The following is a 23223-nucleotide window of genomic DNA, read 5'->3' as shown; positions in this document are numbered from 1 at the left end:
CGGCCGAGGGAGAGACTCGTCATGCGACACCGTTTTTCACTATCCATCCTTGCGGCCTGCGCGGTCCTTGCCACGCCGCCTGCCTTTGCGGCGGGCAGCGGCGGTAGCAGCGCACCGCCGAGCCAGAGCGCCTACGATCCGACGGTCGACTACAAGAAGGGCGCCGACGCCTTTACCTCCGGCCAATATGGCGAAGCGGTCAAAGCGTTCAAAAAGGTCGTCGCAGCGGTCCCAAAGAACCCGCAGGCCAATTATCTGCTCGGCGCGAGCTATATGGCGCAGGGCGATTTTTCGCGCGCGGTGAAGCCGCTCGAAGCCGCGGTGCGCTATGACGAGAAGCTGATCGATGCGCGCCGCGACCTTGGCATCACGCAGGCAAAGCTGGGCAAAGCCGAGAAGGCGACCGAGCAGATGGCCGCGCTGAAGGCAATGCAGGAAGGGTGCGGTGGCACCTGCCCCGATTCGGCCAAACTCACCGATGCGATTGCCAAGCTGGAGGCCGCGACGACCGCCGGACCGCAGGCGCAAAGCGCGGTCGAACCGGACGTCCGGCTCGCTTCGGCCAAAACGCTCGACGCGACCTATGTTGAGGCCGTAGGCCTGATCAACGAGCATCGTTACGAGGCGGCGATCGCCATGCTCGATCAGGCCTTGTGGGCGGCGGGGCCGCACCCCGATGTGCTGACCTACCTCGGTTTCGCAAACCGCAAGCTGAAACGCTATGACGCGGCGGAGGCCTATTATCGCGACGCACTCGCCATTGCGCCGACGCATCGCGGCGCGCTCGAATATTATGGCGAGCTTAAACTCGAACGCGGCGACGTCGCGGGCGCAAAGGCGCATCTTGCGAAGCTCGAGGCGATCTGCGATTTCGGCTGCCATGAAGTCGATGAGCTCAAGCGCTGGATCGTTGAGGGGCGCTTATCCGCAAGCTGATCGCGCTTGCGGCGCTGTTTTTCGGCGTCGCGGCCACGCCGCCGCCGGTGTTCGAGCAATTGCGGTGGACCGCGCCGGGGTCCGAACTCGCGCTGCTGTCGGCGCAGCCCGCCACCTGTCTTGCCGATCCCGACGCGGCGCTGGTGCGGAGCGGCCAAGCCGTGTTCGGCGCCCCGGCGCTGCTCGGCGGGCAGGCGGCCAAGGCCGGGCTGAGCTGTTCGAGCTGCCATATCAACGGGCGCGACAACCCGCATTTTCTGTTGTCGGGCGTCTCGGCTGCGCCGGGCACGGCCGACGTCACCAACAGCTTCTTTAGCGCGGCGCGCGGCAATGGCCGCTTCGACCCGGTTGCAATCCCCGATCTCGCCGCGCCGGGAAAGGTCGCGCGCGGTCCCGAGGCGCGCGCGCTCGAACCCTTCATCCGCAATCTGATCGTCGAAGAGTTTGGCGGCGATGAACCGGGCGCGGCGACGCTCGCCGCGCTCGCCGCCTATGTGCGGGCGGTGCGGCCGTGTCCGGCCGTGCGCTTCGCTTCGCGGCGGCTGGAAGATCAGCTGCGCGCCATCGAGGATGGAATAGTTGGCGCGGCTTTCATGCGTAATCGGGGCGATCGGCGCGGCGTGAGACTGTCGATTGCATCAATGCGCCATCAACTCGGTCTGATTGCCGAACGCTATTCGGGGCCGGGATTTGGCCGCGAGCGCAACCAGCTGCTCGTCGCCTCGCGCGAATTACAGGTGATTGGCGACGGCGACCCGGCCCGGATCGACCCCGCGCTCGGGTCATGGAAAGGCGATTTCGACAAAGATCTGGCAAAGCGATTGCAGCGCGCCGAAGGTCGGTCGCTATATGATGCGGGGCGTATGGAAAAATTGCTGCGCTGATTCGCCCGATCGGCAATCATGTTGCGCCGCAGCACCCATTCTGTTAGGGGCGCGGCGTTTCGCGGCGCTTCGGGCGCTGCCCCCTTCCATTAAGGCTCTTCCGCATGTCTTTGCGCAATATTGCGATCATCGCCCACGTCGATCATGGCAAGACCACCCTTGTCGACCAGCTGTTCCGCCAGTCGGGTACCTTCCGCGAAAACCAGCGCGTTGAGGAACGCTCGATGGATTCGGGCGATCTGGAAAAGGAACGCGGGATCACCATCCTTGCGAAGTGCACCAGCGTCGAATGGGGCGAAGGCGCCGACCTGACGCGCATCAACATCGTCGATACCCCGGGCCACGCCGATTTCGGCGGTGAGGTCGAGCGTATTCTTTCGATGGTCGACGGCGTCATCCTGCTCGTCGATGCCGCCGAAGGCCCGATGCCGCAGACCAAGTTCGTCACCGGCAAGGCGCTCGCGCTGGGCCTGAAGCCGATCGTCGTCGTCAACAAGATCGACCGCAGCGACGCGCGCGCCGCCGAAGTGCTCGACGAAGTGTTCGAGCTGTTCCTGACGCTCGAAGCCAATGACGAACAGCTTGATTTCCCGATCCTTTATGCCTCGGGCCGCGGCGGCTATGCCTCGGAAGATCCCGAAGCGCGCGAAGGCACGCTTGAGCCTTTGTTCAAGACGATCGTCAGCCATGTCCCGACCCCCGGCCTGCCCGAAGAAGGTCCCTTCACCTTCCTCGCGACCCTGCTCGACCGCGATAATTTCATCGGTCGCATCCTGACCGGCCGCGTCCAGTCGGGGACGATCAAGGTCAACCAGCCGATCCACGCGATCGACATGGACGGCAAGGTCATCGAGACCGGCCGCGCGTCGAAGCTGCTCGCGTTCCGCGGGCTCGAGCGCGTTCCCGTCGAGGAAGCCAAGGCGGGCGACATCGTCGCCATCGCGGGCCTCGCGCTCGCGACCGTCGCGAACACCATCGCCGACACCAGCGTCAGCGAGCCGATCGCCGCGCAGCCGATCGATCCGCCGACGCTGTCGATGCGTTTTGCCGTGAATGATTCGCCGATGGCGGGCCGCGAAGGCAGCAAGGTCACGAGCCGCATGATCCGCGATCGCCTGACCCGCGAAGCCGAAACCAATGTTGCGATCCGCATCACCGAAAGCGCCGACAAGGACAGCTTCGAAGTTGCGGGCCGCGGCGAGCTTCAGCTGGGCGTGCTGATCGAAACGATGCGCCGCGAAGGCTTCGAGCTCGGGATCAGCCGCCCGCGCGTGCTGTTCGGCGAGGACGAAAATGGCAAGCGCACCGAGCCTTATGAAACCGTCGTCATCGACGTCGACGACGAACATAGCGGCACGGTTGTCGAAAAGATGCAGATCCGCAAGGCCGACCTCACCGACATGCGTCCGTCGGGTGGCGGCAAGACGCGCATCACCTTCAGCGGCCCGTCGCGCGGCCTGATCGGCTATCATGGCGAATTCCTGTCCGACACGCGCGGCACCGGGATCATGAACCGCCTGTTCGAGAAATATGGCCCGCACAAGGGCCAGATCGCGGGACGCCAGAACGGCGTGCTGATCTCGAACGGCAATGGCGAAGCCGTCGCTTATGCCCTGGGCCCGCTCGAAGAGCGCGGCATCCTCTTCGTCTCGCCCGGCGAGGCGCTGTATGAGGGCATGATCATCGGCGAAAATGCCAAGCCCGACGACCTCGAAGTCAACCCGATGAAGTCGAAGCAGCTGACGAACTTCCGTTCGACCGGCAAGGACGACGCGATCCGCCTGACCCCGCCGAAGCGTATGACGCTGGAGCAGGCGATCGCGTACATCGACGACGACGAAATGGTCGAAGTCACGCCGAAGAATATCCGCATCCGCAAGGCGATCCTCGACCCGAACGAGCGCAAGAAAGCCTCGCGCAAGAAAGAAGCGGCATAAGGATCAAGGCGGCGGCCAGCACTGGCCGCCGCCACCCTTTGCAAGCTAAAGGCGTGCGATGCTTCGCCTGACCGAACTCACGCTGCCGCTGCACCACGCAGACGAAGAACTGCCCGCCGCGATCTGCAAGCGGCTGCGCATCACGCCGCGCGAGCTGGTGCGCCACGTCGTCGCGCGCCGCGCGCACGATGCGCGCGACAAGAGCAACATCAAGCTGATCTATTCGGTCGACGTCAATGTGAAGGACGAGGGCGCGGTGCTCGCGCGCTTCCGCAAGGACCGCAACGTCCAGCAGACGCCAAACACCGCGTATAAATTCATCACGCAGGCGCCGAAGGGCGTCAAGCGGCCGGTCGTCGTCGGCGCGGGGCCGTGCGGGCTGTTCGTCGGGCTGATCCTCGCGCAGATGGGGTTCCGCCCGATCATCCTCGACCGCGGCAAGGTCGTGCGCGAGCGCACCAAGGACACATGGGACCTGTGGCGGCGCGGCGTGCTCCACCCCGAATCGAACGTCCAGTTCGGCGAGGGCGGCGCGGGCACCTTTTCCGACGGCAAGCTCTACAGCCGGATCAAGGACCCGCGGCACCTCGACCGTAAGGTGCTGACCGAGTTCGTGAAGGCCGGCGCGCCGCCCGAAATCCTGACCGAAGCGCATCCGCATATCGGCACCTTCCGGCTGGTGACGATGGTCGAAAGCCTGCGCGAGACGATCGAGGGGCTGGGCGGCGAATATCGCTGGCAGCACAAGGTCGACGGGCTCGACATCGCCACCGACGGCGCGGGCGAGCGCCGCGTCCAGGGCGTGCACCTGGCGGGTGGCGAGTATATCGAGGCCGACCGCGTCATCCTCGCCGTCGGCCACAGCGCGCGCGACACCTTCGCGATGCTGCACGCGGCGGGGGTGCATGTCGAGGCGAAGCCCTTTTCGATCGGTGTCCGCATCGAACATCCGCAATCATGGATCGACACCTCGCGTTTCGGCGCCGATGCGGGCAACCCGATCCTCGGCGCCGCGGAATATCATATCTCGCACCACTGCAGGAACGGGCGCACCGTCTACAGCTTTTGCATGTGCCCCGGCGGCACCGTCGTCGCCGCGACCTCCGAGGAAGGCCGCGTCGCGACCAACGGCATGAGCCAATATTCGCGCAACGAGCGCAACGCCAATTCGGGCTTCGTCGTCGCGATCGACCCCGCGCGCGACTATCCCGGCGATCCGCTCGCGGGCCTCGCCTTTCAGCGGCACTGGGAATCGCTCGCCTTTGTCGCGGGCGGCTCGAACTACAAAGCGCCCGCGCAGCGCGTCGGCGATTTCCTCGCGGGGCGCCCGTCGACCGCGCTGGGCAGCGTCGTCCCCTCCTATCGCCCCGGCGTGACCCCGACCGACCTTGCGGCGTGCCTGCCCGATTTCGCGGTCGAGGCGATGCGCGAGGCGATCCCGGTGTTCGGGCGGCAAATCGCGGGATATGACCATCCCGACGTGGTGATGACGGGGGTGGAGACGCGCACCTCCTCGCCCGTGCGCTTCACGCGCGGCGAGGATTTTCAGAGCCTGAACACCGCCGGGCTGTTCCCTGCGGGCGAGGGTGCGGGCTATGCCGGGGGCATCTTGTCGGCGGCGGTCGACGGCATCAAGGTCGCCGAGGCGGTCGCGCGGAGCCTGATGCCATGACGCTGATCCTGTTCAACAAGCCGTGGGGCGTGCTCAGCCAGTTCACCGATAAGGGTATGCCGGAGGCGCGCGCGACCTTGTCCGACTATATCGACGTCCCCGGCGTTTATCCGGCGGGGCGTCTCGATCGCGATAGCGAGGGCCTGCTGATCCTGACCGACGACGGCCCGCTGCAGGCACGCATTTCGTCGCCGAAGCACAAGACGCCCAAAACCTATCTGGCGCAGGTCGAGGGCGAGCCTGACGACGCGAGCCTCGACCGCCTGCGCGCCGGGGTCATGCTGAACGACGGCATGACGCGCCCCGCGACCGTGTGCCGCATCGACCCGCCCCAGCTTTGGGACCGCGACCCGCCGGTGCGATACCGCAAGAGCGTGCCCGACTCATGGATCGAACTGACGATCACCGAAGGCCGCAACCGCCAGGTCCGCCGCATGACCGCCGCGGTCGGCTATCCGACGCTGCGGCTGGTCAGGTGGCGGATCGGGGCGTGGGAGATTGGGGAGTTGGCAGTGGGGGCGTGGCGGGCGGTAGAATGAAATTTCAGCCTCGCTGTAATTGGACGTCACCGGTGTATCGACTTAGAGCGTGAAACGTGGAAAGCATGAGCACTTCTGCGAGCATCAGTTAATTGAACGTCGATCCGCGATCGGACATAACTAATAATGCCCTCGATCTCGATCCGCGGGCGCACGCTGTTAGCTCCAAGGTGCTAGTTGCGAATCCATATGGACGGATAGAATTGAATGTCTGATAGCGATCTTCCGAAGGGTAAATTGTTTAGCCGCGTGTACCTTGAGCGCGGTAAAGCCCAAACAGATAGTGCAAGATTCCGATCGCGCTTCGGTGCGAAAGTGGCCGAAATCACTTTCAATAGGTCGGCGGCAGCTAAAGAAATCAAGTTAGAGCTAGGAGCCACTGTTGAAAAATCTGGATCTACTCACATACATTACTGGTACGATAGCTTTATAAATAAGGCATCTATTAGAGATTTGCTAGATACGATCACTATAATTTATAATAAAATTTATGGATCTAATATTGAAACAGCGAAGGCGAGTTATTGTGCTTTTGTAGAGCGCGCGATGCGAGAGGAGAATTTAAGTTATCGCCTCGACGAACAGGCGGGCGTCCACTTTTACGTGGATGAGGAGTTCGAGCGGTCGCGGGCTGCTACATTAATTGGGCTATCGGGAAGTAGCTTGGAGGCCGCACGCAATGCGTTTGAGGACGCCCATCGCGCGATGCTTAGTCAGGATACGCTAGCTGCGGTTAGGAGATCGTTTGACGCTGTCGAAAATGTTTTCAAACAGCGGTTTGGCGTATCTCGGTTGGGCTCAAGCGAAGTCAAAAGTAAGCTGTCGCCGATTATTTCTGCTGCATATTCTGACCGTGGAGTTGACGCCGGCAATAGGCTGATCGCGGCGTTCGCAGAGTGGACGAACGCGGCACACCAGTTCCGTCATGCTCCGGGTAATGCCGACCCATCGCCGCCGCCTCTCGATATAGCTATTTTAATGATGTCCGAAGCGGCTGCATACCTACGGTGGCTCCTTGGCCTGCCTACCTAGATACAGTGCAAATATGTATGTCAGGGATAGGAGCACCGTTTTTGGGCTGCGGCGTCACGGGCTGAACGGCGCAGATGAAGCGCAAAGCTGCCGGTGATTTAAGAGAACAAACCATAAACAAACCCCTTTCCTACATTCCTCCGCCACGTCATACCCTGTCCGGTTTGGCTAACAGGAGGGTTTATCATGCAGAACCGGACACCGATCGCGGCGGAGGCTCGGCCGCCGCTTCCCGACTTTACGCCGGTGCCGCGCAAATATCGGCACGACGGGTGGACGCCCGAGCGGCAGAAGGCGTTTATCGGGGCGCTCGCCGATACCGGGTCGGTCACGCGCGCGGCGGCGATGGTCAATATGGCGCAGGCGAATTGCTATACGCTGCGGCGCGCGGAGGGGGCGGAGAGCTTTCGGCGGGCGTGGGCGGCGGCGCTCGATTTCGGGGTCGCGCGGCTGAAGGATATCGCGTTCGAACGCGCGATCGACGGCTATCTGGTGCCCGTCTTTGTCGCGGGCAAGCTGATGGGCTTTCGGCGCAAGCATAATGACGCGCTGCTGATGTTCTGCCTGCGCCATTATGGGCAGGATGCGGGCGGCAAGCGCACGACGATCAACTATTTCTCGACGCGCGCGGGCGCGGTTGCCGGGAGCGAGGGTGCGGGAACGCGGGGTGTCTCGACTTCGCTCGACACGAACGGAATTGAGAGTGGGGCGAGCGCGAGCGGAGCCGTGGCCGAAGCCTCAACGACGACCGTGCGGACGGTGATCCACGGGGCTGCGGCCGGGCGCGACCCGGCGGGGACGCAGGATGCGGCCGCCGGGCTGCTCGAAGGGTTCGAGGGGGCGGCGCTCGACGCGCAGGCCGAGGCCGAGATCGGCGCGGCGCTGCTCGCGCTCGCCGAGCGGCAGCGCGCGCTTGACGCCGCGGTCGCGGAGGGCGGGGTCGAGGCGATCGCACGGCAACTCGACGATCCGGGCGTCGGGCTGGTGCGGCTGGGCGAGCAGGGGATTCCCTATCACGGGCCGCTGCAGCTGCACGAGGGGCTGGCCGATGCCGAGCCGGTGCAACGGATCGCGGGCGAGGCCCACTGGGTCGAGGCGGGCGGCGATATTCCCGAGGGCTATCGCGAATGGATCGAGGCGGCCGAGGCGCGCGGCGAGGCGGTGCCGGCGGTGCCGCTGGAGGCGGCGGCTGCGGACGGGGTGGCCGCGGTGCGGAAGCGGCCTTCGCGGCGGAAGGCGGGCAAGGCGAAGGCGGCGGAGTGATCCTCCCTGCCGTGCAAGGAGGATCATGGGGCGGCGGGTGGCGCAAAATTCGCCACCCGCCGGGAGGGGTCACTTGGTCGTGTAGCCGCCGTTGACGAGGATCGTCTGGCCGGTCATCCACCAGCCTTCGGACACCAGCATGCGGATCCACGGCACGATATCCTCGATATCGGTGAGCCCGGTCCTGGTGAAGGCGGAGAGCGCGGCGGCCGATTTGTGATAGGCCTGCGCATCCTCGCCCTCGGCCGGATAGAAGAAGGGCGTGTCCATCGGGCCGGGGCCGATCGCGGTGACCGAAATGCCGCGTTCCCCGAACTCCTTCGACGCGGCGCGGGTATAATGTTCGACCGGTGCCTTCGTCCCCGCATAGGCGGCGTAAAAGGGCGTGAAGGCGCCGAGCAGCGACGTGACGAGCGTGCAGATCTTGCCATTGTCGTTGAGATGCTTGCCCGCCTCTTTCAGGAAGAAGAAGGCGGTCTTGGAATTGACCGCGGTCATCTCGTCATATTCGGCTTCGCTGATGTCGGTGAAGGGCTTTTTGAGCACCTTGCCCACCGTGTTGATCGCGATGTCGGGCCGGCCGACCGCCGCGATCGTGTCGGCGAACAGCTTCTCGACGGCGCCCGCCGAGGTGAGATCGGCCTGAAAGGCGACCGCTTCCGCGCCGGCGGCGCGGATCGCGGCGAGCGTCGCTTCAGTCTCGGCCGCCGAGGCGGCGCTGTTGTAGTGGACCGCGACCGCTTTGGCGCCCTGTGCGGCGAGGTCGCGCGCGATCAGGCCGCCGAGATTCTTGCCGCCGCCGGCGATGAGGACGGTTTTTCCCTTGATGCTGTGGTCGGTCATTCCAGTCTCCTTTGGGTGTGTTTCCCGGCAGATAGGAAGCTTTGACCTTGCCCGCTTTCCAATTCCGGCGCAGTTTTCGAATATTGTCATGGCGAGTCGTGGGGACTCGCAGGATGGGTGATTGACCGAAGCCGCTTACGTCTGGGACGGCATAAGACCGCGATCGCGGCGCGATGTCGTCGCGCGCCATCATGCCCATATCGGGACATTGGGCGTGCTCGCCGCCACCGAAAATCTTGAATCGCCCACCGACTGGGCGTTCGAGGAAGATCATCATGTCATCGTCATCCATCTTGGCGGCCGGCTCGACCGGATGGAATGCGAATTTTCCGTCGGGCCATCGGGGCTGGCGCTGCCGTCGCGCGGCGATGTGTGGGTGATTCCGGCGGCGTGCCGCTATGCCGCGCTGGCGCAGGGCGAACGTGCGGAGTTTGTCGAACTCAGCGTGCCGACAACGCTGCTCGCCGATGCGCCGTTGACGGCGTGCGTGCAGCATCGCGACGATTTTCTCTTCGGCGCTGCGGCGCGCTTGTCGGATCTGGTGCAGGGCGCGGCGAATGATCTGGCGCAGATGGAATCGCAGGCGGTCGGCGATGCGATCGAGCGGCATCTGTTCCTGCGATACGGCCAGCAGGACAGGGCGCGCGCTGTCGGCGTCGGATCGCATCCGGCTGGTCGATGCGATTCGCGGCCAGCTCGATGCGCAGCACAGCCTCGACGCGCTGGCCCTTCTCGTCGGGATGGACGTCCGCCGCTTTACCGGGGCTTTCCATAACGCGTTCGGTCTGTCGCCCTAGCAATATGTGATGCGCGCGCGGCTCGACGAGGCGGCGCGGCTGCTTCGGCACGGCGATCAACCCGTGACCGACGTCGCGCTCGCGACGGGCTTTGCCACGCCGAGCCATTTTGCGACGGCCTTTGCGCGCCGTTTCGGCGCCCCGCCGTCGCGCTATCGTGCCGCCGCGCGATAGCGCTCCCGACCCGCGTCGGGTGCCGAGACACCCGACGCGGGTCGGCAAGGATCAGAACTTCAGCCGCGCGCCGACATAGAATTGGCGGCCATTGTCATAGATCGCGCGCGGGCGGTCACGACTCGTGCCTGAGGGATCAGAAGTCGGGAAGCGATTGGCTCGCGAATCCCCAGCCTTTGAGGTCGGGGCCGGCAGCGCGATCGAGCAACTCGCCGGCGTCCTTGATCGTCCACGCGCCGGCCTTCTCGACGTCGGCAAGCGCGTCCCAGCCGATCGGGACCGCGACCGGCGCGTTTTCGCGCGCGCGCGCCGACCAGGGCATGACCGCGGTGCTCCCGCGCTGGTTGCGGAGATAGTCGATGAAGATCTTTCCCTTGCGCTTCGCCTTGCTCATCGTCGCGATGAAGCGGTCGGGCTCGGCGAGGCTCAGCGCCTCGGCAAAGCGTTTCGAGAAATCCTTGTGCGTTTCCCAGCTGTGCCCCGGATCGAGCGGGACGACGACATGCACGCCCTTGCCGCCCGACAGCATTGCGAAGCTGACGAGCCCGATGTCGGCGAGCTGTCGGCGGATATCGAGCGCGGCTTTCTTCACAGCGTCAAAGCCCAGCCCTTCGTCGGGGTCGAGGTCGAATATCATGCGGTCGGGCTGTTCGAGGCTATCCACATGGCTGCCCCAGCCGTGGAATTCGATCGTCCCCATCTGGACGCAGGCGAGCAGGCCGTCGGCATCCTCGACATAGAGATAATCCTCGTGCCCGCCGTCCTTCTCCTTGATCGGGACATGCAGCACATGGTCGCCGAACGATCCCGAATCATGTTTCTGGAAAAAGCATTTCTTGCCGCGCCCCTGCGGGCAGCGGACGAGGCTGATCGGGCGGCGTGCTGCGTGCGGCAGCATGACGGGGGCGATCGCGGCATAATAGTCGGCGAGGTCGCCCTTGGTCGCCTTGGCTTCGGGGAAGATCACGCGGTCGCGGCTGCTGATCGTCACGTCGCTTTCGGGCGCGGGGGCGGGTTGTTTCTTTTCGGGGGTCACATCCTTTGCCTCCTTGTCTGCGCGCAGCCCGAGAAAGCTCGCGTGGCGCACCGATCCGCTCGCGGTGAATTCGGCGAACGCGATTTCGGCGACGAGGTCGGGCTTGAGCCAGTGGACCTTGCGGGCGAACGCGGCGTCGACGTCGAGCGGCGCGGTCTTGCGTTCGAGTTTCGCAAATTTCTTCGCGAGATCGGCCATCGTGTCGGCATCGAAGCCAGTGCCGACATTGCCCTTGTAGACGAGCGTATCGCCCTCGCGCTGCGCGAGAAGGAGCGAGGCGAAGGGGCGTGCCCTAGTCGATGACGGATTCCAGCCGACGATCACGAACTCCTGCCGCCGCGTGCATTTGACCTTCACCCAGCTTTTCGAGCGGCGGCCCGAATAAGCGGCGTCCGCGCGTTTCGAGATGATGCCTTCCTGCCCCGCGCGGCACATCGCGGCGTAGAGTTTTTCGCCCGCGCCGATGACATGATCGGCGACCGCGATGGGGGTTTTTGCGTCGCGGAGCAGGGCTTCGAGGCGTTCCTTGCGTTCGAGATTGCCGAGACTTGCGAGCGATTTGCCGTCCTGTTCGAGCAGGTCGAACGCGAAGAAGAACAGCTCGGTCTTTTCGTCCTGCGCGCCGTGGCCGCGTTTGAGCACGGCTTGCAGCGAGGAGAAGTCGGGGTTGCCGTCCTTGCCATAGGCAACGATCTCGCCGTCGATCAGGCAGGGCGGCAGGCCCAGCGCGGCAATGTGGCGAACGAGGGGGGCGAATTTGTCGGTCCAGTCGAGGCCATTGCGCGTGTAGACGCGGACGTCCGATCCTGACGCAGCGACTTCGGCGCGGTAGCCGTCATATTTGATCTCGTGGAACCAGCCGTTGCCGACGGGCACCGCGTCGACGAGCGTCGCGAGCTGGAGCGGCCGGAATTGGGGCGGTTTGCCCTTGGTCGCGGGTTTGCCGACCTTTTTGTTGTGCGCTGCTGCGGCAAGCATCTTTTTTGTAAAAGCCGCGCCCTTCGCGCCCTTGAGCGATTGCTCGCCGCCTTCGTCGCCGGCGATTTCGGCCATCGTGCGGCCGGTGAGGATGCTGGTGAGCTGGCGGCCGACGAGGTCGTCGGTGCCGCCCGCGAAAGCATCGTCCACTTTCCGCAGCAGCCAGTTCTCGCGCTTTTCTCCGGGACGCGGCTTCATGCGGACGAGCAGCCATTCGCCCTTCATCCGCTCGCCGTCGAGGGTGAAGTGGAGATGGCCCTTGTCGATATCCTTGGCGCTCTTGCCCGCGATCGGCGCCCATGTGCCGCGGTCCCACAGCATCACCGTGCCGCCGCCATATTCGCCCTTGGGGATGCCGCCCTCGAAATCGGCGTAGCTCATCGGATGGTCTTCGGTGCGGACCGCGAGGCGTTTGTCGGCGGGGTCGGCGCTCGGGCCTTTGGTCACCGCCCAGCTCTTGAGGACGCCGTCGACTTCGAGCCGGAAATCATAGTGGAGGCGCGTCGCGTCGTGCTTCTGGACGATGAAGCGGTTTCCGGCTTGACGTTTCTGGCCCTTCTCGACCTTGCCCGCGGGCTCGGGGGTCAGCGCGAAATCGCGCTTGGCGTTATATTGCGCGAGCGGGTCGGCGCGGCGGGTCATGTCAGGCGCGCTTGCGGGCCGCGGGCTTTTTGGCGGGCGCTTTTTTCGCCGGTGTCGCCTTGGTGGCCGCCTTTTTGCCGTCAACCGAGGCCTTGAGCGCCGCCATCAGGTCGATGACGTTCGAACCGCGGCCGGTGCTGGCGGGCTCCTCGACATCCTCGAGGACGCGCTTGCCCTTGGCCTTCGCCTTCTTGGCGATCACGCGCTTCAGCGCGTCGATATAATGGTTGTGATAGTCGGAGGCATCGAAGTCGCCGCTCTTCTTGGCAATCAATGTTTCGGCGAGGTCGAGCAGGTCGCTGTCGGGCTTGTCATTGCCGACGTCGCGGAAATAATTCGCCGCCTTGTTCACCTCGTCGGCGTAGCGCAGCACTTCGAGCACGAGGCCGCGGCCGCACGGGCGCAGCGCGACGAGCTGTTCCTGCCCGCGCAAGGAGAGCTGGCCGAGTCCGACTTTCTTCGTGCGTTTGAGCGCTTCGCGAAGGACGATATAGGCCTCTTCGGCCAGCTCGTCGGCGGGGACGACATAATAGGGCTTGGTGTAATAGAGGACGTCGATCGCGTCGGTGTCGACGAACTGGACGAGTTCGAGCGTGCGCTTGCTCTCGAGCTTGACCGCCTCGATCTCTTCCTCGTCGAGCAGGACATAATTGCCCTTCGACAGCTCGAAGCCCTTGACGATCTCGTCATGATCGACCGCGCCGATGCCGGGGACGATTTTTTCATATTTGATCGGCTTGCCGCTCGGTTCGTGAATCTGGCGAAAGGTGACCGCGGCGCCCGATTTGGTCGCCGAATAGATTTCGACCGGAATCGAAACGAGCGCGAGCCGGATCTGCCCCTTCCAATATGCACGTGCGGCCATCGGTTTTCCCTTCGCTGTTCCGACTCCAAATGATCGGGGGCGCGAGCGGTTCCGTCCATCATCCCTGGTAGGAGGTGGTCCTATAATCCCTGTCGAGTCCGCGCTGCATCGACGAGCGCGGGGTGAGCACCCGTTCGGTCAGCGGCGTATCGCCCTGAAAGAAGATCGCGGCCGCGCAGCAAAAATGCAGTTATAAGCCGATTCACTTTCTTTTCATGACGCGCCACCTATGATGGCGATCGAGGGACCGCTCGCATCGCTGGAGCTCCTATGCCCATGAACCGAGAGATGCAGCGACTGCGCGCCGAACATGCGGCGCTGGTCACGCTGTCGCGGATCATATTGGACATGACCGCCGCCCCGCACCCGCCGCGCTCGACCGAACTGGCGGCCGCGCGCGGCCTGCTTCGCGATACGCTGGTGCGGCATCTGAAATGCGAAGATTGGGTGCTATATCCCCGGTTGAAGGCGAGCGGCGACCCCGACCTGATCCGGATCACGCGCGAATTCGAACTCGAAATGGGCGATCTCGCGGCGGATTTCGTCGCCTATGACGACAAATGGACGAGCGAGCGCGTTGCGGCCGACTGGCCGGGTTTTTGCCGCGAGACGGCGATCATCTTCGATGTGCTGGCGATGCGGGTCGAGCGCGAGGAAACCGAGCTTTATCCGCTGGCCGATAGTTTGCGCGGCGGCCGGCTGGTCATTGGCGCCACGGTCATGGCCGGATCGACACTTTCCAGCTGAGCGCGACGCGCAGGTCCTGGCCGAAGCCCGGAACCGGTTGTTTCCACGGCTCGGCGAGTTCGAGCCCGATGGTGGCGTTTTCGGCGTAGGACAGACGAACGCCGCCGCCCCAGCTGCCGAGCTGGAAATCGGTGCGCGCGATCGCGGTGCGGCCGAGCAGCGTCACATCGGCATAGTCGATGAAGCTGTATATCTCGCTCTTTGACAGCTTGCCGGCGCGCAGCGGACGCCACGCGATCTCGCCAAACGTGGCGAAGCCGCGATCGCCATTGACCAGCGCGTCGTCGAACGCCCGGCCAAAGGTCGCGCCGCCGACGCTGAAGCGCTGCGCGGCGGGCAGGCGGTCGCGCGTCCAGCGCCCTGTCGCGGCGGCGCGGACCACGGCCACTTTGCCGATCGCCTGGTTCGCCTCGACGCTGGCATCGGCGTAGGTGAAACCCACTTCGCCGACGCCGGGGTCGACGCGGGCACCGGCAAAATCGAGGCCCTTGGCGCCGCCGATCCGCGCGCCGACGACGGTGCGATCCTCGCTCAGCCGGAACGCGAGGCTGCCGCTTGCCGCCCATGTTTTTTCGGCGGCGATCGTCGAGCCGAACAGCGCGTTTTTCGAATCGAGATAGTCGATCCGCGCCGAGGCGATCAGATTACGCCGCGTGGCGCGGATCAGCGGATGGGTGACGCCGAAACCCGCACTCCACGCCTCGCCATCGATGGCAAGTCCTGCCGGGCGGGTGCGCAGCGCCGCGCCCGACAGCTCGGCGCGGGTGCCGCCGACGCCGAGCGGGGTCGAATGGCTCGCCGCCAGATACAGCAGCGATTTGAGATTGACCGCCGCCGCCCCGGTCAGCCGCGTTTCGTCGCCGCTGCGCAACAGGCTGCTGCCGCGGGCGTTCGCCTCGACGATGCCGTCGTTGACGAACTGGCTGGTGCGCGTGGTGAAGCCGAGGCCGATCGTAGGTTTCTTCGCATCGACCGCGAGGTCGAGCGCGACCGCGCCTTGTTCGCCGCCGAGCGCGAGCGACGGCGTGACGGTGACGCCCGGGATATCGCCGATATTGCCGAGCGCGCGTTCGAAGCGCGCGCGTGGTAGCGGGCGCTGCCCCGTGAGGCGCGACGCCATTTTGGCGATCAGCGGCGCGGGGCCGCTGTCGCGCTCGCCGCTCAACGTCACCGATCCGATATAGCCTTCGGCCGAGGCGACGGTGACGATGCCGCCCGACAGGTCCTGTTCGGGAATGACGAGCGTGAACAGCGCGACGCTCGAGCGGTTATAGGCGCGCGTCATCGCGGCGGCGAGTTTGGCAAGATTGTCGGCCGACGCCGGCCTGCCGACGAAACGCTGCGCGGCGCGGCCAACGTTTGCGGGTACCCCTGCGCCGACGAAGCGGATTTCGCGGATGGTGACGTCGGGCCGCGCACCGAGTTCGACCTTGCCGAGCGAAAGGTCGCGAACTTTCGGGTCCGGCAGCGGGTCGCGGTCGCTGCGATCGGGTGAAAGGGGAGGCCGGCCATCGAGCGGGGTCGCGGCGGGCTGGGCGGCATATGCCGCGGCGGGGAGGAGCAAGGCTCCGACCACCGCCGCGGCACAGGCGTAGCGCAGATACTGCATCTGCGGCGGTCTCAGTTGCTGCCGCTTTTTGGCTTGAGGCCACCGAGGACGCCTCCCACGGTGCCGGTCACTCCGGTTACGAGGCCGGTGACAGGATCGGCGGTTGTGCCACCTGTCGCGCCGCCACCAACTTGTCCAAGCGCGCCGGTTGCCGTGTTGACGATGTTGCCGACCAGCGCGACGGGCGTGCCGGTCGGGTTGCCGGGCGCGCCGCCGGTCAGTCCGCCGGTGACGCCGCCGAGCAGATTGCCGCCAGTACCGGGCTGGAGCGTGACGAGCTGGCCGCTCGATCCGACCCCGACGGTCAGCAGGCTGCCGTTCTGCTGGCCGGGCGAGAGGATGCTCGCGCCGATCAGCGGCGAGGCACCCGGACTGCCGAGGGCCGTCGCCTTACCGATCGTCGCGGTGATCAGCTGGCCGGGGGCGGCGGTGAGGCCGTCGACCAGATATTGCTGGCCGTTGCCGGTCTGGACCAGCGCAACGCCGGTACTTTTCACAACGCCGACGACGGTGCCGACGAGGTTGGCGTTGCCGGGCACCTTGCCGTCGACCGCGCTGGCGAGCAGCAATCCCTTGTCGGCGATGACGTTGACGAGTCCGCCCGTTTTCACGAGCACGCCGCCGATCACCGGATTGATGCTGGCGGGATCGCCGGTGTTGGCGAGGAGTCCGGTGCCCGCGACGCCGCCGGGCCCCACAAGGCCCCCGACCGCAAGCGCACCGGCGCTGCCCAGGCCAAGGCCATTGCCGCCTGCGGCGCCAGCCGGGCCGGCCGGACCGGTGGCACCGGTCGGGCCGGCAGGGCCTGTGGCGCCGGTTGGACCGACGGTACCGGTTGCGCCGCCACTGCCGACGCTGCCGACGCGGTAACTGCCGGAGGATTCACAACCGGCGAGCGCAAAGCACGCCGCCGGGATGAGAATGAGATGGGCTGGGCGGAATTCAAGGTAGGAAAAAGGCATGAGACATCCCCTTCGCACATGATCTGGTCCCTAGTTCTGAGATTCATGAGAAAGCCGCTGGTTCCCAAAGATGTTCAAATTAATTGTGATTAACTAAATAAATGAACTAGTGACTTATGAGAAAGCTTATGGTTTCCATTAAATATAGGCTGAAACGTTAACTAAAATTTTTCTGTTGCGGTTTCTTCCGGGTGGCCTGACCAGTGCGAGATATGTTTCGTTGTGAGACAATGTGCCGATAAACTGATTTATGTTGAAAGGTTCCATCCGCTGACGGCGGCCTTTGCCTCATATCTTTCTTCTTTCCGTCATCGCTGCGTCACGCCTTCGCCGCCGCGCCGCAATATCGCCCGCCTAATGCCCCGGCGACCCCGCGCCATTTCGTCGCCGGGAAAAGGGGACATCCAGATGATCTATCCGTTCAGGAACCGCCTGCGGGCGGGGGGCGCGCTCGCCGCGATCGCCGCGCTGACCGCGACGCCGGCCTTTGCCGACGACGCCGCCGCCGATGCCGCCGACGGCGGCGACGTCGCAGAGATCGTCGTGCTCGGGCAAGGACAGGCACGGCAGGTGCAGGAATTGGGCGCCGCCGACATCGCGCTCGAAGTCTCGGGGATCAGCCCGCTTAAAGCCATCGACAAGCTGCCCGGGGTCAATTTTCAGGCGGCCGATCCGTTCGGCGCCTATGAATGGTCGGCGCGCATCTCGATCCGCGGCTTTTCGCAGAACCAGCTCGGCTTCACGCTCGACGGCGTGCCGCTCGGCGACATGAATTATGGCAACCACAATGGCCTGCACATCAGCCGTGCGATCATCAGCGAAAATGTCGGCCGGGTCGAAGTCGCACAGGGCGCCGGCTCGCTGTCGGCGGCGTCGACGAGCAATCTGGGCGGCACGATCGAATTCTTCTCGCGCGAGCCGGCCGAAAAGCTCGGTATCGAGGCGTCGGCGACGTATGGCAGCGATGAGACCAAGCGTCTCTTCGCGCGCATCGACAGTGGCGAAATCACTCCCGGCGGCCCGCGCCTGTCGCTGAGCTATGCCTGGCAGGACGCCGACAAGTGGAAGGGCAATGGCGTCCAGCGCCAGGACCAGGTCAATGCGCGGATCGTGCAGCCCGTCGGCGACGGCCAGTTCTTTGGCTTCGTCAATTATTCGAACCGCCGCGAGAACGACTATCAGGACCTGAGCGCCGACATGATCGGCCGCCTCGGCTATCAGTGGGACAATTTTGCGAAGGACTGGGACACTGCGGTCCGGGTCGCAAAAGTCTATCAGAACCAGGTTGCGCGTGCGGCCTATAATGCCGGCGTCGCCAATGGCAGCCTGCCGCTCGGCACGCCCTATGTCGCGCCTTACGCTGGGATCGGCGAGGCTTTCCCGGCGCCGGTCGGGACCGTCGACGACGCTTATTATGACGCCGCCGGCCTTCGCAAGGACTGGCTTGCCGGCTTGGGCGTCGAGGCGCCGCTGACCGACTATTGGACGCTGAAGGCGATGGGCTATTACCATGGCAACAAGGGCCGCGGCCTGTGGTACACCCCCTATGTCACCACGCCGGGCGGCGCGCCGATGACGATCCGCACCACCGAATATGACATCGAACGTTATGGCATCGTCGCCTCCAGCCTGTTCGAGGTCGGCGACAACAAGTTCGAAATCGGCATGTGGTACGAAGATAACGACTTCAACCAGGCGCGGCGCTTCTATGGCCTTGGCGACACGACCGGCGCGCCGAGCCGCAGCAGCCTGACTTTCCCGAAAGATCCGCTGGCGACCCAGTGGGAGTTCGATTTCAACACCCAGACGCTGCAATATCATGTGCAGGACACGCTCGACCTCGGCCAGTTCCAGATCAACGCGGGGTGGAAGGGGCTGCGCGTCACCAATCTGGCAACGCCGATCGTCCGCGGCGGGCTGGCATCGGGCAAGACCGAGGCGAAGGACTGGTTCCTGCCGCAGGCCGGGGTGCTGTTCCGCCTCAGCGACGATCATGAGCTGTTCGCAAGCTATACCCAGAATATGCGCGCCTTCGAAAGCTCGGCGACGGGTGGGCCGTTCGCGACAACGCAGGCGGGCTTCGATGCGCTCGACCTGAAGCCCGAAACTTCGACGACCTATGAACTGGGCTTCCGCACCAAATCGTCGCGGTTTCAGGGCGTGATCGCGGGCTATTATGTCGACTTCAAGGACCGCATCATCGCCTTTGCCAACGGGTCAGGTATTCAGGGCAATCCGGCGATCCTGCAGAATGTCGGCGACGTCCGCTCGTGGGGCGTCGAGGCGGCGGGGACGTTCCGCGTCACCCCCGAACTCGCGCTCTTTGCCTCTTATGCGTACAATGATTCCGAATATCAGGACGATGTCGTGAACGCGGCGGGTGCGATCGTCGCGGCGACTGCGGGCAAGACGGTGGTCAATTCGCCCCGTCACCTCGGCAAGGGCGAAATCACCTGGGACAATGGCAGCTTCTTCGCGCGCGTCGGCGCAAACTACACGTCGAAACGCTATTATTCCTACGAGAATGATGCCGAAGTTGGCGGCTTCGTGATCGTCGATGCCAGCATCGGCTACCGGCTGAACGACCGCATCTCGATCCAGGCGAATGCGACGAACCTGTTCGACAAGGAATATGTGTCGACCATCGGGACCAATGGCTTCGCCAACCGCGGCGACAGCCAGACCTTGCTGACGGGCGCGCCGCAGCAGTTCTTCGTGACGTTGAAGGCCGGTTTCTAAAAGCCGCCTTCCCATTGACGATGATGGCGCGGTCCAGCTAGGGCCGCGCCATCATTTTTTGGGAAATATAGTCATGACCGATACGCCCCCCGACCATATGTCGACCAATCCGCGCTCACCGCATTTCGATATGGAAGTGCTGCAGCGCGGCATCGGAATCCGCTTCAAGGGCAAGGAGCGCACCGACGTCGAGGAATATTCGATCTCCGAAGGCTGGATCCGCGTCGCCGCGGGCAAGTCGAAGGACCGCTTTGGTCAGGCGATGACGATCAAGCTGACGGGCGAAGTCGAAGCCTGGTTCGAGGACACCGCCGCCAGCGAAGGCGACGACGCCTAACCAACCTTTGTCACAGCACATAAAAGAAGCCCCGGAGGCGACTCCGGGGCTTTCTTTGCGCGCGCGAGGGCGCCGAATGTCGTTGCGACTTACTGACCGAGCGAGGCGGCGACGAATTCGAGGCCGTTGCCGGGTTTCCAGTCGTTCTGGGCCCAGACGGGGGCCTTGAAGCTCGGCGCCTTGTTCGGCGCGCCCGGCTCGCCGTCGGCGTAGATGAAGCCCTGCACCGGGTTGGCGCGCAGGCCAAGGTCGCCGATCGGGGCGTACCAGACGCGAACCATGCTCCAGTCGCCGGCACCGCTGACATCGACGACGCGGACGTTGCGCTCGATCTGCCCGCGGCGGCCGTTGATCGGCGACCAATTGGCATGGTCGATGAGGATTTCGCGGTCGCTGACGATCTTCTTGACGACCGCAACATGGCCGAGCGGCATGCCGCCGGTACCGGCAAAGGCCATCACGGCGCCCTGACGGGGTTCGTCGCCGCGCTGATAGGTGCCGGCGGCCTGCGACCACCAGGTCTTCGCATTGCCGCGAATTTCGACGCCCGATTCGGCGCGGGCAAAGGGGACGCACTGCAGATAGTCGCGCGCTGCGGCGGGGGCGCTGGCGAGCAGGCCGGTGATCATCATCACAGACGCGATGGCGGCTGCCAGATAACGACGATAGTGCATGGAAAGCGACCCCCGATGGCTTGTCTTCAAGCGTTGGATCGTCTGTGCAATGGCTTGGGCGGCCCACCAACCGCATAGCGACGAGTTGCGCCGTCGGTGCGGTGGATGGGGGAACCTTTTGTTAAGGCGTTCAATTCGTCGTGCGAGGGTTTCGGCTTGTCGCCGTCAGGCGGCGCGCCTTTTGGTTTGTCGCCGTCAGGCAGCGACGGTCGTCACATCGTCGGGCGTACGGAACAATGTCAGCACGTCGGGTGCGGGCATCGGGCGGCCATAATAATAGCCCTGGATGTTGCTGCATCCCATCGCGCGGATCGTATCGACTTCGAGTTCGGTTTCGGCGCCCTCGGCGGTCGTCGACATGCCGAGGCTGTCGGCGAGCGCGACGACAGCGCGGATGATCGCGATCGATTCGATGCTGCCCTTTGCAGCGCCGACAACGAAGCTGCGGTCGACCTTGATCGTCGAGAATTGCGTCTTGCGCAGATAGCCGAGCGACGAATAGCCGGTGCCGAAATCGTCGAGCGACAGGCGGATGCCGAGCCCGATCAACTGATCGAGCAACTGCGCCGCGCCGCCGCCGTCGCGCAGGAAGACGCTTTCGGTGACTTCGATCTCGAGGCGCTGCGGCGAGAGCCCGCTCTGCGCAAGCGCCGAGACGACGACCGAGGCGAAGCTGGGGTCGGTGAGCTGATCGGCCGAGACGTTGATGGCGACCTTCAGGTTCGACGGCCATTTCATCGCCTCGTGGCACGCGGTGCGCAGCACCCATTCGCCGATTGGGGAGATCAGGCGGGCGTCTTCGGCCAGCGGAATGAAGCGGCCGGGGGAGACATTGCCGAGCTTCTGGTTCTTCCAGCGGATCAGCGCTTCGAATCCGTTCAATGTCCCGTCGGCCGCGGTCACCACCGGCTGGTAATAAAGTTCGAACTCGCCGCGTTCGAGCGCGCCGCGCAATTCCTGCTCCATCACGCGCCGTTCCTCGGCCTGCGCGTGCAGCGAGGCGACATAGCCCGCGACCACATTGCCGCCCTTGTCCTTGGACTTGTAAAGCGCAAGGTCGGCGTTGCGGGTCAATGTTTCGACCGTCGCGCCGTCCTGCGGCCCGATCGCGAAACCGATGCTGGCGCCAACGAACAATTGGTGATTGTCGACCACATAGGGGCGGCTGATCGTCGTGATGAGGCGCTGCGCGAGATCTTCGGCGAGGTCGGCCGAGGACACATTGTGCAGCACCACCGCAAATTCGTCGCCGCCGAGCCGGCCGCAGGTCATGCCGCGCTCCATCAGGCCTTTCAGCCGCGCGGCGACCTGCGCGAGCAATTTATCGCCGACGGGGTGGCCCAGTGTATCGTTGACCGCCTTGAACCGGTCGAGGTCGATCATCAGCAGCGCGCAGCGCGACTTAGCCTCGAGCGCGTTGTTGAGCGCGCGTGCGAGGTCTTCGTTGAGGCTGAGCCGATTGGGCAGGCCGGTCAGATTGTCGAAGCGCGCCATCTTGGCGATCTGTTCGGCGGTCGCGCGCTGCTCGGTGACGTCCGAACCGACGCCGCGAAAACCGAGGAATTTGCCCGTTTCGTCGAGGCGCGGCGAAGCCGAAAGCTCCCACCAGCGCGGCGCCCCGCCGATCGTCACCGGCACGATCAGGTTCGAAAAACTCTCGCGACGCTTCATCCGTTCGGCCATGTCGTGCAGGCTCTTGGGGAACAGGCCGGTCTCCCAGGCATCGCCCGACAAGGCTTGCAGCAGCGGGATACCCTCAAGCCGCTCGGCGCTGCCGCCCAAGGCATAGGCGAGGCGCGGCGAGACATGGACGAGGCGGCGGCTGTTGTCGGTCTGCCACAGCCAGTCGGCCGAGGTTTCCTCGAATTCGCGCAGTAGCAGGCTGACGGTCTCGGTCTTTTCGTGCAATATCTCTTCGGCGCGGCGGAAGCGGATATGGCTTTGCGCGAAGCGGACGCAAAAGGCGCAGAGCAGCAGCCCTGCGACGAGCGCAACGGCGGCCAATTGCGGCGCGCCGGCGCGCACAAGCGCGACCGACGCCGACAAGGTGACCGGCCCGATGAACAGCACGCAGGCCAGCGGGACGCTGTGCGCGACGATCGACAGCGTCACCATCATCAGCACCGCGATCGTCCACATCGACAGGACATGGTCGAGCGACGGCGTCAGCCCCTGCAACCAGAATGGCGACCCCCAGAGGACCGCGGAATAGAGCGCGTGGCGCGTGCACAGCCGATATTCGGCGACTCCCGAAAGTTTCGGGTCGCCAAGCGGGAGGTTGCGGAATTTGCTGTACGACCACAGGCCGAAGATCAGCGCGCCGCCGAGCCAGCCGGCCGCGACCGGCAAGGACACGCTGAGGACCATGGTAAAAGCCGCGACGAGCGCCATGCCCATGCCCATCAACAGGCGCAGCGACCCGCGACCGCGAAGCGGCGCGAGCTGGAGCTGGCGGAGGTTGCCGATGTCTTCGTTCCGCGGTCCCAGCCCCAACAGGGTCCGCGCAGCAATCTCTTCGGCAGCAATTGGGTCGGTCAGCAGGCTTTTCACCCGCCCT

Annotated in this window: 19 protein-coding genes; 12 read left to right on the top strand and 7 right to left on the bottom strand. The window is 64.7% G+C overall.

Going from position 1 to position 23223, the window contains the following annotated elements; translation table 11 throughout:
• Window positions 1–21: 21 nt before the first annotated feature.
• From AC3A43_RS18105 to AC3A43_RS18075, 7 genes are all read left to right on the top strand, one after another.
• Window positions 22–936, top strand: a complete 915-nt coding sequence (locus AC3A43_RS18105; RefSeq protein ID WP_487793962.1) for a tetratricopeptide repeat protein — start codon at window positions 22–24, stop codon at window positions 934–936.
• A 47-nt stretch (window positions 937–983) separates the two neighbouring features.
• Entirely contained in the window at window positions 984–1820 is an 837-nt protein-coding gene (locus AC3A43_RS18100) for a hypothetical protein (protein ID WP_487793961.1), read from the top strand.
• 104 nt (window positions 1821–1924) lie between these two features.
• Entirely contained in the window at window positions 1925–3757 is a 1833-nt protein-coding gene (gene typA / locus AC3A43_RS18095) for a translational GTPase TypA (RefSeq protein WP_487793960.1), read from the top strand.
• Between the two features lie 58 nt (window positions 3758–3815).
• Window positions 3816–5429, top strand: a complete 1614-nt coding sequence (locus AC3A43_RS18090; RefSeq protein WP_487793959.1) for an NAD(P)/FAD-dependent oxidoreductase — start codon at window positions 3816–3818, stop codon at window positions 5427–5429.
• Window positions 5426–5968: a pseudouridine synthase gene (locus AC3A43_RS18085; protein WP_487793958.1), complete on the top strand. Its 543-nt coding sequence runs from the start codon at window positions 5426–5428 to the stop codon at window positions 5966–5968. The genes AC3A43_RS18090 and AC3A43_RS18085 overlap by 4 nt, the downstream gene beginning before the upstream one ends.
• Window positions 5969–6175: 207 nt before the next feature.
• Entirely contained in the window at window positions 6176–7000 is an 825-nt protein-coding gene (locus AC3A43_RS18080) for a hypothetical protein (RefSeq protein WP_487793957.1), read from the top strand.
• A 186-nt stretch (window positions 7001–7186) separates the two neighbouring features.
• Window positions 7187–8263: a hypothetical protein gene (locus AC3A43_RS18075; RefSeq protein WP_487793956.1), complete on the top strand. Its 1077-nt coding sequence runs from the start codon at window positions 7187–7189 to the stop codon at window positions 8261–8263.
• Between the two features lie 69 nt (window positions 8264–8332).
• Here AC3A43_RS18075 and AC3A43_RS18070 read toward each other — a convergent pair whose 3' ends face one another.
• A complete protein-coding gene (locus AC3A43_RS18070; RefSeq protein ID WP_487793955.1) occupies window positions 8333–9106 on the bottom strand; it encodes an SDR family oxidoreductase in 774 nt (257 codons plus the stop codon).
• 121 nt (window positions 9107–9227) lie between these two features.
• On the opposite strand from AC3A43_RS18070, the gene AC3A43_RS18065 reads away from it, so the two are divergent.
• Together AC3A43_RS18065 and AC3A43_RS18060 are read left to right on the top strand one after the other, a co-directional pair.
• Entirely contained in the window at window positions 9228–9881 is a 654-nt protein-coding gene (locus AC3A43_RS18065; protein ID WP_487793954.1) for a hypothetical protein, read from the top strand.
• A gap of 31 nt (window positions 9882–9912) precedes the next feature.
• Window positions 9913–10077 carry a helix-turn-helix transcriptional regulator gene (locus AC3A43_RS18060; RefSeq protein WP_487793953.1) on the top strand — a complete coding sequence of 55 codons (165 nt, stop codon included), beginning with the start codon at window positions 9913–9915 and terminating at the stop codon, window positions 10075–10077.
• A 136-nt stretch (window positions 10078–10213) separates the two neighbouring features.
• On the opposite strand, the gene ligD is transcribed toward AC3A43_RS18060, so the two are convergent.
• Both ligD and ku read right to left on the bottom strand, forming a co-directional pair.
• A complete protein-coding gene (gene ligD, locus AC3A43_RS18055; RefSeq protein ID WP_487793952.1) occupies window positions 10214–12733 on the bottom strand; it encodes a DNA ligase D in 2520 nt (839 codons plus the stop codon).
• 1 nt (window position 12734) lies between these two features.
• The gene (gene ku, locus AC3A43_RS18050) at window positions 12735–13598 is read right to left on the bottom strand and encodes a non-homologous end joining protein Ku (protein ID WP_487793951.1); all 864 of its coding nucleotides are present in this window, start codon (window positions 13596–13598) and stop codon (window positions 12735–12737) included.
• Between the two features lie 270 nt (window positions 13599–13868).
• Here ku and AC3A43_RS18045 point away from each other — a divergent pair, with 270 nt between their 5' ends.
• On the top strand, window positions 13869–14345 hold the full coding sequence (locus AC3A43_RS18045; protein ID WP_487793950.1) for a hemerythrin domain-containing protein: 477 nt from the start codon (window positions 13869–13871) through the stop codon (window positions 14343–14345).
• Here AC3A43_RS18045 and AC3A43_RS18040 read toward each other — a convergent pair.
• Both AC3A43_RS18040 and AC3A43_RS18035 read right to left on the bottom strand, forming a co-directional pair.
• Window positions 14317–15954 (bottom strand): ShlB/FhaC/HecB family hemolysin secretion/activation protein, encoded by a 1638-nt coding sequence (locus tag AC3A43_RS18040; protein WP_487793949.1) that lies wholly within the window; start codon window positions 15952–15954, stop codon window positions 14317–14319. The two genes, AC3A43_RS18045 and AC3A43_RS18040, sit on opposite strands and share 29 nt — an antisense overlap.
• Before the next feature lie 11 nt (window positions 15955–15965).
• The gene (locus tag AC3A43_RS18035; RefSeq protein WP_487793948.1) at window positions 15966–16916 is read right to left on the bottom strand and encodes a hypothetical protein; all 951 of its coding nucleotides are present in this window, start codon (window positions 16914–16916) and stop codon (window positions 15966–15968) included.
• A 408-nt stretch (window positions 16917–17324) separates the two neighbouring features.
• On the opposite strand from AC3A43_RS18035, the gene AC3A43_RS18030 reads away from it, so the two are divergent.
• A complete protein-coding gene (locus AC3A43_RS18030) occupies window positions 17325–19655 on the top strand; it encodes a TonB-dependent receptor (RefSeq protein WP_487793947.1) in 2331 nt (776 codons plus the stop codon).
• Between the two features lie 73 nt (window positions 19656–19728).
• Complete coding sequence (locus AC3A43_RS18025) at window positions 19729–19992, top strand: DUF3297 family protein (protein WP_487793946.1); 264 nt, start codon at window positions 19729–19731, stop codon at window positions 19990–19992.
• Window positions 19993–20081: 89 nt separating this feature from the next.
• Here AC3A43_RS18025 and AC3A43_RS18020 read toward each other — a convergent pair whose 3' ends face one another.
• The gene (locus AC3A43_RS18020) at window positions 20082–20666 is read right to left on the bottom strand and encodes a CHAP domain-containing protein (protein WP_487793945.1); all 585 of its coding nucleotides are present in this window, start codon (window positions 20664–20666) and stop codon (window positions 20082–20084) included.
• 195 nt (window positions 20667–20861) lie between these two features.
• Window positions 20862–23216 (bottom strand): putative bifunctional diguanylate cyclase/phosphodiesterase, encoded by a 2355-nt coding sequence (locus tag AC3A43_RS18015; protein ID WP_487793944.1) that lies wholly within the window; start codon window positions 23214–23216, stop codon window positions 20862–20864.
• Between the last annotated feature and the right edge of the window lie 7 nt (window positions 23217–23223).

The organism is Sphingopyxis sp. Soil_C_28, assembly GCF_057657055.1.
This window is presented reverse-complemented; position numbering and strand designations above follow the sequence as displayed.